General features: G+C 52.0%; 9 protein-coding genes and 1 pseudogene. 2 read left to right on the top strand and 8 right to left on the bottom strand.

Annotated elements, in window-relative coordinates; all coding sequences use genetic code 11:
* The 8 genes and pseudogenes from EDC63_RS07125 to EDC63_RS07090 form a co-directional block, all read right to left on the bottom strand.
* On the bottom strand, positions 1–6,157 hold a 6,157-nt coding region (locus tag EDC63_RS07125; protein ID WP_165922934.1), incomplete at its 3' end, for a DUF6531 domain-containing protein.
* A gap of 60 nt (positions 6,158–6,217) precedes the next feature.
* Entirely contained in the window at positions 6,218–7,219 is a 1,002-nt protein-coding gene (locus EDC63_RS07120; protein ID WP_124945833.1) for a putative Ig domain-containing protein, read from the bottom strand.
* Between the two features lie 626 nt (positions 7,220–7,845).
* The gene (locus EDC63_RS07115; protein ID WP_124945832.1) at positions 7,846–8,328 is read right to left on the bottom strand and encodes a hypothetical protein; all 483 of its coding nucleotides are present in this window, start codon (positions 8,326–8,328) and stop codon (positions 7,846–7,848) included.
* Positions 8,329–8,440: 112 nt separating this feature from the next.
* Complete coding sequence (locus EDC63_RS07110) at positions 8,441–9,010, bottom strand: archaeosortase/exosortase family protein (RefSeq protein WP_223248223.1); 570 nt, start codon at positions 9,008–9,010, stop codon at positions 8,441–8,443.
* A 216-nt stretch (positions 9,011–9,226) separates the two neighbouring features.
* Positions 9,227–10,483 (bottom strand): type 2 periplasmic-binding domain-containing protein, encoded by a 1,257-nt coding sequence (locus EDC63_RS07105; protein ID WP_124945830.1) that lies wholly within the window; start codon positions 10,481–10,483, stop codon positions 9,227–9,229.
* A 309-nt stretch (positions 10,484–10,792) separates the two neighbouring features.
* Entirely contained in the window at positions 10,793–12,703 is a 1,911-nt protein-coding gene (locus EDC63_RS07100; protein ID WP_124945829.1) for a hypothetical protein, read from the bottom strand.
* 45 nt (positions 12,704–12,748) lie between these two features.
* A pseudogene (locus EDC63_RS07095) lies at positions 12,749–12,976 on the bottom strand (magnesium chelatase domain-containing protein); the annotation flags it as partial.
* Positions 12,977–13,060: 84 nt separating this feature from the next.
* Positions 13,061–13,315, bottom strand: a complete 255-nt coding sequence (locus EDC63_RS07090) for an accessory factor UbiK family protein (RefSeq protein ID WP_124945827.1) — start codon at positions 13,313–13,315, stop codon at positions 13,061–13,063.
* A 304-nt stretch (positions 13,316–13,619) separates the two neighbouring features.
* Here EDC63_RS07090 and EDC63_RS07085 point away from each other — a divergent pair, with 304 nt between their 5' ends.
* Positions 13,620–14,444: a TorF family putative porin gene (locus tag EDC63_RS07085; protein WP_124945826.1), complete on the top strand. Its 825-nt coding sequence runs from the start codon at positions 13,620–13,622 to the stop codon at positions 14,442–14,444.
* Positions 14,445–14,512: 68 nt separating this feature from the next.
* Positions 14,513–14,851, top strand: coding sequence for a P-II family nitrogen regulator (glnK, locus tag EDC63_RS07080; RefSeq protein WP_124945825.1), 339 nt, complete (start codon positions 14,513–14,515; stop codon positions 14,849–14,851).
* The last annotated feature ends 1 nt before the right edge of the window (position 14,852 follow it).

The following is a 14,852-nucleotide window of genomic DNA, read 5'->3' as shown; positions in this document are numbered from 1 at the left end:
TGCCGTCACTTTGTAGGTTGCCGTTGTTGTCATAGCCGAGCGTGGCTTGGAGTGTGCCCGTTAGGGTGCCGTTGTGAATTTCGGTAAGCTGATTGACGTTATCGTATTTGTAAGCGAGCGTACTGGTCACTGGATTGCCGATGCTCTTTAGCGTGCGGTTGTTCCAAGGATCATAGCTGTCGTTTTCCTGTTGTGCGGCGGTGCCGTTGGTGACTTGCGTCAGGCGTTTCAGTTCATCATAGCTGTAGGCGTAGTTAAGCGTGCTGCCGCCAATGTTCTCGGTCTGGCTGGCGCGGTTGCCCACCCCGTCATAGGTATAGTCATGCTGGCTCAGGATGGTGCTGGCGGTGTTGCGGTTGACGAGTTGCTTGAGACTGTTATCGGCATTGTAGGCGTAACGGGCTGATGCATTGTTGGCCAGCCACCTTTCGGTGAGACGTCCGCCTGCGTCGAAACGGTAGGTAACGGTATCGTTGTTGGGCGCGGTGACGCCAGCCAATCGACCTACCGGGTCATACAGGTAGCTGGTAATGCGCCCATCACTGTCGGTGAGGTGATTCAACAGGCCGCCGGGGCTCCAGCTGTAGCTGAGGTTTTTGAGGCCGCGACTGTCGATGACCGAAGCGAGACGGTGCGTATTATCGTAGCCGAAGGTGGTGGTGGCTTCCGGGTGAACGGTCTGGATCAGCTGGCCCAGGACGTTGCGTTGATAGGTAGTCTTGCGCCCGCCCTGTTCGGTTCGGCTTAACAGTTGATGGCCAGTGTCCCAGGTAAAGCTGGTGATCTGATTTTTGGCATCGGAGACGCTGGTGGCGTTATTGTTGGCGTCATAGACGATGCTCCAGAACTTGCCCAGGGCGTCAGTGCTTCTGGTCTTGCGGTTGAAGTCGTCAAACGCCAGGGTTTCCTGCACTTTTGTGATGTCTGCGGCGGCGCTGGTACAGGGGCTCGGCGTGTAGCCGGCTTTGACCTGAGTACGACGGCTTAAGCTATCATAGCTATAGACGGTGACCGGGCACACGGCGCCAAAGGCGGCATCGGTGTATTGCGGGCCAACGATGCGCGTGGGACGGTTAAGTTCGTCGTATTGCGAGGTGGTGGCACGGTTGCTCAAACCACTCCCGCCTGCAGGTATTTCAGTGAGGCTGGTGACGTTGCCGTTTTCATCATAGTCATACTGCAGTGTGCGACCTGAGGTATAGCTCTGAATCGCGGGCGAGCTGACGGTTTTCAGTCGCCCGTCGCGGGTGGCGTCCCAGTAGGTATTGCTGACGGTGTTGCCGTTGGGGTCGGTGATACTGCGCACCTTGCCGTCGGCATCACGGCTGGAGGAAACCGCATTATTTTCCTGATCATAGGCGAGTACGGCGCGGTTGGCCGCATCATAGCCGATGCCGATACTGTAATTGTCGGGGTTGGTGACGCTGACCACGTTGCCTGTGGCATCATAGCTGTAGCCGGTGACATTGCCGCCGGCGTCGGTGGCAGCCTGCAGGCGATCCGCATCGTCATAGCGGGCGGCGCTACTGTCCACCAGGGTTTGAGTACCGTACAAATCAACTTTGAGCTTTTGTCCGACTGGGTTGCCGTTGGCATCGAACTGGTAGTCGCGCAATTTTCCCAACCGGTCGGTGGCCTGGATGATACGGTCAACAGTGTCGTATGTGAAGCTGGTGGGGTACCAGTCGGTGTCAATACCGGTTATGAGGCGACCCAGAGGATCGTAGCCAAGCGCAGCACTTTGGGTGGAGGGTGATGCATCGGTATTCTTGATGCCGGTGCGCGCGACCGTGGTGGCGTTGAGCTGGTTGGCGTCAAAGGTGTAGGCCACGATCGGGCCGGTGGTACTGGTCGGCGTGTTATTGGCGATTTGGCCGGCAAAATCGCGTACGCGCTTGCTGCTGGTCAGGTTGCCATGGTTATCATAGCCGTTGACGCTCCAGGACAGGATTTGCGCGGCAGCAGGGATTGCGCATTCGCCGCTGCAGGTGGAGGGGGTATAGGTGGCGACCGTACGAATGCTGTCGCTCAGGTTGCCGGCGGGGTCATACCGCAGGATGGTCCAGTTGCCGCGTGCGTCCTGAATACGGCGCGGCTGGTTATAGGCAGTGAAGTCGAAGAATTTGACCGTGGCGTTTCTTGGTGTGGTGATCTGCGTTACATTGCCGCTGGCGTCATAGGCGTACTGGGTAAAAAGTCCTTGCGGATCGGTCTTGGCGGTACGACTGAACGGCTGCCCGCTCTGGTTGTACTGGTAGCTGTGCTCGGCGCCGTTTTCTTCGACAATCTTCAAGGGATTGCCGTTGGGGTCGAAAAAGAAGTGGCGCTCCAGGCCGCGTTCGTTGACCTGGAAGGATTCCCGGCGGAAATCGTTGTAGGCGAAGCTGTTGATCTGATCCGCAGACAGGCTGCCATCGGTATTGACCACGGTGTGGCGGAAAGTTCGACCGTTGGCGTAATACTCGAATTTCATACCATTGCGGCGCGGCAGGATGTACTGCTTCATCAGGTGGTTGAGGCTGGTACCGTCAACGCTGGTGTAGTAGCTATAGGTAACGGGGGGCAGGGTAGTGGCATTGGCCACTGACAACGGGTTTTTAAAGCTGGTCAGGTTACCGCTGCCGTCGGTGTAGCCGTATTGGTACTGCCGTCCGGTAAAGTCCTGGATCTGGGTGAGATGGCTGCCCACGTAGGTGAAGGTCAGCGCATGCCCCAGCGCATCAGTGACACTGCACAGATTGTTGCCACAGGATGCAGAATAGCTCAGGTTCAGCGCGTTACCATTGCGGTCGGTAATCGACTGCAAGCGCGCGGTGACCGGTATCGTTGCGGGGCCAGGCACACCGCTGGGGCCGGTGGCGGTTTCAAATTGATAGGTCAGGCCATTCTTTTCGCGCAGGGTATAGCTGCCGTCGGCCTTGCGCTGGAAGGTCACGAATACGCCTGCGGGACTGGGGATGACTCCCACCGCGAGATTGCCACCGGTCTGGCCTGTAGTGGCAAAGAACTTCTCGGCACCGGTGCCATCAATCCAGGAAACTTTGGCGGCACCACCCTCAACTCCATAAAACTTGAGGCTATGGTTGAAGCTGTGGGTCCAGCCGTAGCCCAGCGGACCATCCACTGGCTGACGGCTATTATAGGATCGTTCGAAAACCATAGGCAATCCGCCGCGGCCTTTAATGGTGATATCGCGCTCGGTGTGGTACATATTGCCGGACGCCATGTTGACCGGGTCGCCACCAGCTGTTACTGGTGGGCCGTTGGCCAGGGTGGAATTGTTAGTCCCGCCAAACGGATTACTGATTTGCTGCAGGTACGCAGGGGATTCCTGCGTAGCGTAGAAGCCCGTGTTCAGTGTCGGACTGAAAAGGCTCGATATCAGGGTGTTGATCGTAGCGCCGCCAGACAGTTTGTTGATGGCGTAACTCGCACAAAACACGCCATTGCATATCGTGTCAGAAGGGTTGGCGACACTGCGCTCGCTGGCGAAGACATAGCCTTTCCAGTCGCCATACTGGATCAGAGACTTGGGCAAGGTAATGCTGTACCCCAGGTTCACCAGCCCCAAAATACCAACCGGCTTGGTGGTATCGGTGGTGTTCGGGGAATCGATCATGCAGCGCGGATATTGCAGCGTAGCAAGACTGTAGGAACAGTCATCCGCGGTGGCGCCCGGATAAACCGATAGCAGCGGGCGAACCGAAGACCAGTTGGCGCTATTGATGATGACGTTGCCGATGTTCTGAACTGGCTCATTGGCATACTGCAAGCCGCGTATGGTGCTGACCGCGTCGAGGTGGGCATTTTCCTGCCAGACATAGGCCTCGTAGGCCGATCCGGCATAGCCCGCCAGTTTGAAAGTGGCCCATACCGGAGATCCGGTGCTGAGATCCACATCACGACTGATGACGCCCGGCATGTCCACCAAGAAACCCGCGCGGTTGACCGCGAACGGCAGATCGAACAAGTACTGCACCTTGATCTGGGAGGAAGCGAGCCCCATGTGATTACCGCTCTCTCCTGATCCGCCGTTAATGCCGCCCACTTTTTTGGCTGCATCCGAGATGTAGCGCATGTACTTGAGCCCAACCAGGTTCAGGAACTCACCTTCGGTACTGTCGAGCGTATCCGCCGTGGCGTTGGGATTGGGTGTGTTGTTGACGTTGGCGAGCAGAATCGCTGCACGCTGGGCGAGTACAGCGTCGGATCCCTGGAAGGCATACCCCTGCAGGGCAAGCAGGTTCGCGGCCCCGATGTTATTGTAGTTTACGGTCTGGGCAGTTCCGGAGAACTCGTCAAGAAAGACACTCAGGGAAAGTGCATTTTTCGTAGAACAGAGATCGACGGCTGCCCCGGAGATTCCCTTATCCTGCCCCTCTACCCGCAGCACCGGCACGACACTCACTGTATTGCAAAGGGGGATGGCAGAACTCGTATTGTTGTCGGTGCGCCAGGCATCCAGCAAGGTCTGATCCCCTTGTGTCGCTCCCTTGAAGGATAATGTTACGCGGGATAACGCCACATCTGGTAAATAAAGGTTATAAGGGGATGCAAGACCCAAACCGCTGATACTGAACCGGTAACGGTGATCTGGTGGTAACTGATAGGCTTCCGGCGAGGTTGTGCTTGGCCAGTTCGTGAAGTTGACGACCTCAAAGGGCAAGGACGCCGGCAAAATATCAACCGTCAAGGGATTCTGCGTCCCTTTGTAGGGTACATCCCCCACCGTCGCATCCGGGTTGGCGTTTCTGACTATTGTTTGAACCTGCTGAGCGTAGGCTTCTTGCGGCAGGCTGTCGGGGCCATTGGTGCGGGCCGCCAGGTAGCCCGGATAATCGAAACTGACCGAGGTCGCTATGCCTGCTTGATAAGATTTGTCCTTGAAGCTCGGATCGAGCGGGATCCAACGTTCGCCGCTGTTATCCACTGCAGCGCCCCGGTAACGCCCATAGGGCACACAGGCTTCTACCCAAACGTGCTGAAACTGGACAGCATTATTTTGTAGGGCACTGTTATGAAATAACGTGGTATTGAACTTTCCGGCCGCCAGAATAGCAGCTGCACCAGCATAGGATTTAGCGCCTACCCAGCGTGCCATACGCCCGCCATCTGCTGCCGGAGAGGTTGGAGATGGATCGGTTATCTTCACCGTGCCGCGTACATAACGGGCCGGGATGTTGGATGCCCGCAACAAGGCGATCAGCAATGATGCCTGATCGGTCGGGCCACCAGCTTTGGTATTCAGCGCACCCATGGCACCCTTGAGAGAACCGTAATAGGGCTCGAACTGGATGTTGTTGGAAACATACTCAAATATCCGCGCAGGCGAATAGCCGAGTTGCTCAGCCAGCTTCTGGATTTGCGTAGTCTGGGGCGCATCTGCCGTTGCCGCCAGATCTTGCGTTTTAACATAACCACAACTGACAGCTTCGGGCGGCGTTGCCGGTACGGCTGCGAGCAGGGTATTCCCCAGGAAAGCATAAACATTGTTGGCCGGAGCACGGGATGCCAGGTACTTGGGCAATTGGTTGCTGGGTTCAACCGGGCGTGCCACAGGCGTGACATCGTGGCGGAACGTGGGCCCAGGCAACTCGCCTACGCCCATGTTACGGGCTGCCTCATCGCCGCGTACCGCCTTGAGTTCCGCTTGCAGATGACGAAATGCGCGCTGCCGACCGTTGCCATCGGCCACATCGACATCAACCAGCGCTTTATCGAGACGATCAAACCGTTGCTCTGCATTGGCCAAAAGCCCATCCCAAGCCTTAACTTTGCCAGCCAGGCCAAGGGCCACCAGGCGCTGACGGGTTTTGCCAAACTCCTCCCGTGCCTGGCTGCGGAGTCCAGCCAACTCGGCCCGCTTACCGGCTGCCAACATCCTTTGCGATTCGCCCGCTGACTTCTGCTCGGATGCGGATAATGCCCGGGCTGCACGTTCAGCCACCGGTCGCGCAATCTCCGCGAGATCATCCAGATCCTTGTTGAGTGTTTCGGCGAAGCTGGGGGCTGCGGATGCGGGCTGTTTAACCAGCTTCTGCACTACCGCGTCTGGAATGGGCGCATGGTCTGTGTGCGCAGCACCTGCCGTAAACGAGGCCAGAGAAAACAGGATGCCAAGCAGGCAGGCCGGGGCGCGGCGGACAAACAAAGACATGTTATTCTCCATGATGAATTCCAGTGGCAGGTGGTGACACCCTTCTCAATTTTATTGTGATCAGCGGTTATTATTCCGGCGGCGGTCAATAACGACCATGGACGTGAGCAACAGCCCAGCCATGAGGATTGCCCCCCACTCTGGCAGCGTCGGCACATCATTGTCGCTATTAGCCGAAACAGGTTCGCTCACTAAAATCTGTCCAGCCACGGAGGCAGTTGCATTCAAACTGTCGCGCACCTGATAAGTAAAATTGAAAGGACCAACGGCTGTGGGCGTACCACTGATAATGCCGTTGGAGGCGAGCGCAAACCCGGGAGACCCGTCCGGCAAGCTGCCTGAGAGAATGCTGAAGGTATAGGGTGGCGTGCCGCCGCTCGCTTGAAGCGTGTAATTGAACGCCTGATTGAGGACTGCATTAGCCACGACAAGTGAAGCCGTCACCCCTGCCACGCTCTGGCCATTGCCTGGCAGCAAATTCCTGCCATCCGCGACGGTGTTGATAGCCAGCTGGGTTTTTACGACATCCGGAATCCCGTCGTTGCTGCTGAAGGTCAATGCTGGTGAGGGAACAGGCAATGTCTGAAGCGCGAGTGCTGTCTGGAAAGGATCGTTGCCCCATGCCCCATTGATCTGGCTTGCAATCAGGTAATCCTGCGCTGGCCCCAAGGCTGCGTGGAGCGGATTGACGGCAGAGATGGCCAGGTAAGCCAGAGCAGTTTCCAGCGCGCCGCTCGTACCGTTTTCGCCAAAGCCATGATCTGTAGGACTCTGTTTGGTCAGCAAGAAATTGATGCCGTTGTTAATCACCGTCGAGAAGGTATAAGAAATACCATTACCGCAAGTACCTCCCGGGAAGCGGGTATTGATTTTCTGGAGAAGCAGAATCGTGTAGGCGGTGGGGAGTATGCTCGCAGCGGATGCGGACACAGGTGCGCTTGCGCCTTGCCCAAGATAGGACCAGCCACCGCCTCCACCCTGCGTCGGCAGGATTGCGCCACAGAGTGCCGAAAACGCATCGTTGTTGGAATATCCAGGTACTGCGTCAAGTAACGCAGACAACGCAAGGGAGGTATCTACCGGACTCGATCCGTAACCCGGCAGAGAGCCCCATGCCTTGTAGAGGTTATTGCTCGCCTGAAGTTGGCTTGCACGCTGCGTCACATCATCGCCCACGTGCAGCAAGGTTGCGATCTGACGGGCCTTGCCATCCACGCTTGAGGGTTGGACGTTGGCGAGCTTGGCAACTCCGGCATTGTAGGCGTTACCGCGCAGAATCCCGGCTTTCATAAAGGCATCGAGCACCGCGCTCGTCGATTGCACCTCCAGACCTTGAATCGCTGACCAGCTACCGTCACCTTTCTGGTGCTGAAAGAGCCACGCTAGCCCCGTGGTTCTGGCGTTATTGATCTGGGTAGGGGTTGCCGCCGCCCACACGCCCGCGGAAGAAAACAGGAGGGTTAAAATTGTAGTCCGGATAACTAAACGAGAGCATGCACTCACGGTAACCCTCCCAAGGGCTCCGCTATGCGTTGCCCAAAAATATTGTATTATCGAAACCTTACGAGGGATGCCACGCGGTCAGCGCGCCTTGAGAGGTAGGTGTATTCTATTGGAAGAATTTTACCCGATCGATATGACATATTTATGAAGATAGCGTGGTGTTTTTGTAGGCCGATATAACTATGTCATAATACGTTCTGACGAGGCATAGCTGGACTTGAAAACCAGAGTCTGCCAAAAACAACGACCAATAAAGCTCCCACAATAGACAAGGCCAGCCGCCCGCCGCCATCCAGGAAATGCATCCAGTAAACCAAAAAGGAGCTGGCATCTGGTGCCACACGGGACAAGATCAGATCGTCCATGCTGCCCAGCAGCATCAGCGGGATATCCAGCATCTCCACCAGCAACAGGACAGGCACAGCACCTGCTAACAGCAGCAGACGTTTATAGAAGCGACGGGTCGGCCAGGCTGCCAGCAGGCTCAACATCAGCACTGCGTCCTGCAATGCATGCCCCGCCAACGTCGAACTGGAAATGTTTCCTCCCGGAGAAAGGACGTGCTCTTCCACTACGATGTAATGCATCAGCTGGAGGTTCAGGGCGATCACTTCTTCACCCCGGTTATCCTGAAGTCCCAGACTCAGAATGCGATAGTCCGGGGTCAACCAACCTATCTCCCAATGGTAAATGGGAAGTAACAGTTCGACGTAGCGATGGCCAAATTGCAGGGACAGGGCGAGCAACGCCAGGTAGGCGATCAGGAAAACAGCGGCGGACTTAAGCAGGGTACGCTGGTTCATTGCCGACAGCCGCATCCCGACTTGCCCACCACAGGAAGAAGACACACCCCAGCACGATGATTAGGGTCGGCGCTATAGTGCCGTGCAGCAGGTCGAACCAGTGACGATTGTAGTGTGCTGCAAAATAGAGGGAAACAATGCGTCCCTGATTCAGCAGGTAAATGAATACGGTGCCCAGGAGCGCGCCTCTCAGTTTGTGTTTCCAGGGTGCGCTGAAAGCCACAATCGCGGCCAGCAGCAGAAAGATGCTTTCCGTCCCTTCGCAGCCGTTGAGTATGGACAGTCCGCCTAATGGTGACACGATGCGATGCCCCGTTGCCTGGGCCTGCTCCTTTGGCGCGATCAAATTGATCATAGCCGCACTCGGGCGCACCGTGGCAACATCAATGACAAGATGCTCGAAAGCTGTGCCGCGGCTGGCAGAATAGCCATACTGCAACAGGAAAAAAGCCAACAGGAAAAGTAAAGCGAAGCGTAGCTCTCTGGCAAACATACGAGGTCTTTCTACGCGGTGCATAACAGGGTTAAGCAGATTGTTTAAGGCCATAGTCAAGCATCTCTATATAATACCCGGCCAGCACAAATTAAGAACAATGAGAATTGTAAGGACTCTTTGATTATCTCTGACGAAGATTGCAGATTTATTACGTGCGGATAGACACACTGACGTAATTACGTTTCAGATTTTTACAGATCAACATCAAAAAACTTATTCATCCTTCCCTGAAAACCGGGAGGATGAATATATTCGATGATTTGCTGATTAAAAGAAGAGCTGATACGGCGAGCATGTATTGGCCTGTCTAGTGCCCCTCATCACGCCATTGGTCACATTGTAGTTACTATCCAATAACGGCAAATAGTCCCCAGGCAGCGCGCCCAAGCCGGGCAATGTGGCAATAATAATGGGGTCACCGGAACGCACTTTGAAGGTAGACAGGAACAGGTCCATATTGCCCGACGGAGCGGCAACGCCGTTCACAGCAACAGAGCGCCATTGAATGGTTTGCTCTAAAAAATAATCGTATTTGCCAGCGATCACATTTGCAATGGTCGGCGAAACACCATCGATGGAAACAAAGTGCCAGTGATCGGAAGCGCCTGGGACATTATCGGTGGACAACAGCCCAATTGCGTATTTGTTAGCGGCGAAGTCCGAGTTTAAGCTTGATATTACATTGCCCGAACTGGCATTTTCCGCTACTTCATATTGCCCTGCATTACTAAAGGATGCATCTGCCAAAGCCACTGAGCCTGAAGAGCATGGATAGCCACCAAAAAAGGCATTAGCGGAAGCCTGAGTGCCCGAACCGGACACTCGGCGTTCGACTCGCACGAAATGACCTGCCAGAGAAGGATTAATCGGGCCCCATTCCTGATAGCTTCCAGTCAACAAGCTTGTGATCTGAAATCGACTTAGATTGGTCACATTCGCGTAAACGTTGTCGCTTACCGCGATTCCGTATACCACGGCGTTCTGGCTCTGAACAAACAAGTGGCCTAATTCAGTCTGATTCAGTTGAACCGTGCCAATTGGCAGGTTGGAGCCAACGAACAGACTGGGTTCCATATCGGATACGCCTGCATCTGGCACGGCATTCACAGTTGCGCTGCAATTGTAGGTAGCCGACGGATAAGCTGCACCGGTGGAAGTGCATGTTGCAGTTTCAATTTTCATGCGGCTGATAGCCGTGGCTTTTGCAACCGGGGTCACACCCATGAGCGAGCCGCCGACGGCGCTTTCATGTATCAACACTTTCTTTCCGTCCAGTGCGGTACCAGTGCCGTTCACCGTACCGAAATAAGCACGGTAGTTGCTTCCGCCGGAAGTATTATCGTAATACACATCGATAGTGCCAGCTTGCATCATGCTCCCAGCTGTCTTCCCCAGGGTCTTTTGCAATGCTGAAGAACCGGAAATAAATACCTCCAGGTCGGGTGTCACTGTCGGGCCATGCGCAAATGCTTGGCAAGCAAGCAGCGTCATCGCATTGGCCAGAAACAGGTTGATCAGTTTCATAATCGGCTCTCCATAATAGTATGGAAAACTTTACCCTTCATATATTACAGTTTTACATTGGGAGAACAGCCTGTTGATTATTCTCTGCGCAAATACCATAAAATTACCTTTATACTCGAATAGTTCGCGCAACCAGCCTTATGGGACGTTTGTTTGAAGACCTTTAATACGTCACTCTACTCTTTTCAACTCAAAGAGTATTTCAGTAACCAGGCGTAAGACGCTAAGCCGAAATATCAACAACACTAATTATGTAAAAAAGGCATTCGCATCCCTGTTTAATTTCGAAATCGAATATCTTTCAAGCGATCAATCCTTTACTTCAACTCCACACAGCCAATTCATTTTGTTTTCTCTTGAAAAAATCTTTTCGATGAGTTGACGGGGTTTTGTCTTAGCGGTTTTCTCCGCAAAAGTATGTTTGAATGTGCTGCCGAAGAAACTCATCAGAAGTTGGCCATCCGTCAATTTCACGCCACCATGCTTCACGCATAGATTGATGGCGTAATCTAAAATAGAATCGCTTATTAGCTTTCCATCCGGATGCCACAATACAAGCGATGAAGTATTACTTTGACCGTAGCGTTGCATAAAGTCGATGAGATATCTCGATTCTCCATCCAAATTGAGACTTGCAATGAGAACTGGGCGGTGAACACACTTGTCCGCATCCAAATATAGAAACACAGGATTTTTGTCATCAATGGACTCAGGCAAGAGATTGACTAGCTTTCCCTTTATTAATCCAAGCTCATCCAGTACTGGCAAGTAATCGATTTGCAGCCGGTTGGCATAGTAATCATCAACTCTCGCCAGTTCCAAATATTCAATTGTGTCATGGAGTTTACTTTGCCTTACATCCAACTCCTTTAACGGTTCAGATTGCGCCCCATCTCGTTCCCTTTCAATCCGTTTAATTTCAGCGGCTTTCTCCATTGCGCGAAGAATTACATTCACCAACCCTTCATGCTCAGCTGAAGACCCTTCAATTAGAGACCCGTCAGCCAATAATAGTTGTTTCTTACCCTTTGCATTTTTGGTGAACTGGTTGATTTTTTCTATTTGAGGTGAGTAAATTTTATCCAGCTCCGGAAAACGCGATTCAAATTCAGTATCGTTTATTTCCACAGGTACAATAGAGTTATCCCCCGGCACGTTTTCTAGAATGCTAATCTCGGCCCCTTCAACCAACACATTTGGGCGTTGAGTACGCTCATCCTCCGGAAGTTCAGCCCTTTCTTTATCCGAAGCTATCGTTCTTGCATCGTTATCACGACCAAAATGGATTTCATCAAATGGAATTGTCCAATTTGTCGCGCTTATCAGCCTGGTAACAAAAAAACGTTCTTGGCCTTTAGAAATGAGTCGCTTGAAGATACATTTCAAATTCATTTCACCGTGATTAGGCGGTGAGGCTATAAGTGCATGTTTAAACGCGCCATCACCTACGTTGCCACTAGCCCTCAAGAAAATAGTTTTTGCTTCTTCAAATGCATCTGGCGTGAAAAATAACCTCGCAATATGGCGTCTGTCGCTATTCAACATCCATTGTCGTAGCCAGATGGCTGCGATCTTCGGATTATCCTCTTGAGTACCAGATCTGGCCGGATCGATAATGAAACGATCTGGATTGAGGATTTTGTCAGACAGGATTGTGTAAAGCATCCGACTTGAAGTGCAATAAAAGAATCGAAACACTTCAGCGCAAGGGATTATGATTCCAAATGGATCACCCTTGTATTCAATAGCGACATAGTATGCCCTCCCTCCCACTGAATCATACAAAGGACTCCTGCCGTCCATATAAGGAATTACATACTCATTGGTTTTGTGAAATTTGGCATGCCTGCTGATAAGCTTAAACTTTGATTTACTAAAATCAACATCTAGGATACCCATTTCTTCAGAAGGTAGAGGAAGGCATGGGTCTCTCGCAATTCGAGAGTTTTCAATTAAAACGTTTAACGGCAATCGCATCAACTCTGCCGCAGGCACCTCTTTGGCGACAGCCATACCTTGCGTCTCAAAATCGGCTGGCGTAATTGGATTATGCTGGTTAACCAGCTTTCTAAAATAAATGACGAGCCTGGGAGTTTTTTCTGGAAGAACTGCGGTTTTTAGATTTCCATGATGGACTACCTTCCAAAGTCCCTCCATCCCACTTAATGAACGATGTTCAAGCGATTGTTCCAGTTCTGGTCGCAAATTCTGTGAGTTCATTCGCAGTTATTGTGAACCAGTCGCAATTAACTTGACGTTTAACACCTTGGGAAGATCAGCAGGGGCAAGATTCACAGTGATACGGCGCGCCGGAAACTCAAACCGGGCAGTCAGCAATGCTGCACGCACCCGGTCTTTACTTTCTTTTACCTCTGCTTCAGGCAAACCGACGATGGTAAAACTGGGCAGCCCATTGGATAAATGCACCTCCACTGTGACCAGTGGCGCGTCCATCCCGGAGAGGGAACGACTATATAGGATGGCAAGACTCATAGGGTATTAGCTAAGTTCAGATGTCAGTGAAAAACCGAAAGCATGGCCGGCACATTGGCCAGTCAATTACAGAACAGGGAAACCCTACCCTTCACTTTGGGTATTTTTTGCAGCCGCTTCCAATTCCGCCATTCGCGCTTCCAGCTGGTTCAATTTTTCGCGAGTCCGCAGTAACACTTCCTGTTGCACGTCAAATTCTTCACGCGTCACCAGATCTAACCGACTGAATGTACCAGCCAACATGGCACGCATGTTTTTCTCAATATCTTTTACCGGGCTTTGAGAAACCAGCTCACTGACTTTACTGTTAATTTCTTCCAGAATCTTTTGATTTAACATGATTTCTCATTCCTTAAAAATTGTATTTTATCAAAAATTACTCTGTAATGCTTGGTTTACCATGCCAAAAGAATAATTAGGCATAGCACCATAAACAACTCTGAAAAATTTTGCAATTATATAACGCACCATTATCGTGCGCACACATTTAGCCGAGCACTATTTTGGTGCGTTGCACACGTAATTGATTTAATGACAAATAGTAATATATTGTTTTTAAATGAAAAAAAATCTGGCACGAAGTATGCTAAAGAGAATATGCAACTAAATTATTTCATTATCTTTACTTGAAGGAAAACACATCATGCGGACCATCTCCAAGTCTTTAATCCTGGCAGGCTTCACCACTTTATCCATGCTCGCAGTTTCAGGTACAGCTTCTGCAGCCGAAGCCGCACCAGCTTACACATTAACTTCTAACGTTTCTCTGGTTTCTGACTACTATTTCCGTGGCCTGACACAAACCTGGCACAAGCCGGCACTGCAAGGTGGCGTGGATTATGCACATAGCAGTGGGTTTTATGCTGGCTTATGGGCTTCTAACGTTAGTGGTAACCAATATAGCGGCGGCTCGCTGGAAGTGGATTACTACGGTGGCTACAACGGTAAAATCAACGACGATTTCAGCTGGACCGCTGGCCTCTACGGATATTACTATCCTGGTGCAAACGTCAACAAATCTGCTGGGCCTAATGCATCAACTGCAGACGTAAAATTTAACAACCTTGAATGGAACGTAGGTGTTTCTTACAAGTGGTTGAGCGCAAAATACTCACAAAGCTTTACGGACTATTTCGGCCTCAATACAAACACCGGTTACACAAGCGACACTAAAGGCTCCAGCTATATCGACCTGAGTGCCAGCATCCCACTGATGGACGATTTATCTCTGGGACTCCATGTTGGGCACACCGATATTAAATCCAAAACCGCTGCCGGCGGCAATCCAGATTACAACGATTACAAGATTGGGGTGACCAAAACCTTCAAGGATGGCTGGAATATTGGCGTAGCTTATGCCAAGAGCAGCAACAGCAGTTTCTACGATAACACCGGTTCGCTTGCCAATTCAGACACATCGAATCTGGGCGATGGCCGCTTCATCCTGAACGCCGGACGTAGCTTCTAAAAACCAAAAAAGTTTGCAGTGAGCGCATTTGCGCCACTGCTAATCGAATTCTGAACGGAGGATTTTTTATGAAACTCGTTACCGCAATCATCAAGCCTTTCAAGCTTGACGAGGTACGTGAAGCTTTATCCGCCATTGGCGTACAAGGTATCACTGTCACCGAAGTCAAAGGCTTTGGACGGCAAAAGGGGCACACCGAACTATATCGCGGTGCAGAGTACGTGGTGGATTTTCTGCCTAAGGTCAAAATTGAAGCCGCAATCAAGGCTGATCTAGTCGACCAGGTGATTGAAGCCATTGAAAAATCAGCCAATACCGGCAAAATCGGCGATGGCAAAATTTTCGTATTCAATCTTGAACAGGCAGTCCGTATCCGAACCGGTGAATCCGGTCCGGATGCGCTATAAG

Source organism: Sulfurirhabdus autotrophica, assembly GCF_004346685.1.
Taxonomy (GTDB): Bacteria; Pseudomonadota; Gammaproteobacteria; order Burkholderiales; family SMCO01; genus Sulfurirhabdus; species Sulfurirhabdus autotrophica.
This window is presented reverse-complemented; position numbering and strand designations above follow the sequence as displayed.

Excerpts from the sequence above, each read along its gene's own strand:
- EDC63_RS07110 (WP_223248223.1), bottom strand. The coding sequence starts at position 9,010 with ATGGCCTTAAACAATCTGCTTAACCCTGTTATGCACCGCGTAGAAAGA.
- EDC63_RS07105 (WP_124945830.1), bottom strand. The coding sequence starts at position 10,483 with ATGAAACTGATCAACCTGTTTCTGGCCAATGCGATGACGCTGCTTGCT.
- EDC63_RS07100 (WP_124945829.1), bottom strand. The coding sequence starts at position 12,703 with ATGAACTCACAGAATTTGCGACCAGAACTGGAACAATCGCTTGAACAT.
- EDC63_RS07085 (WP_124945826.1), top strand. The coding sequence starts at position 13,620 with ATGCGGACCATCTCCAAGTCTTTAATCCTGGCAGGCTTCACCACTTTA.
- glnK (WP_124945825.1), top strand. The coding sequence starts at position 14,513 with ATGAAACTCGTTACCGCAATCATCAAGCCTTTCAAGCTTGACGAGGTA.
- EDC63_RS07090 (WP_124945827.1), bottom strand. The coding sequence starts at position 13,315 with ATGTTAAATCAAAAGATTCTGGAAGAAATTAACAGTAAAGTCAGTGAG.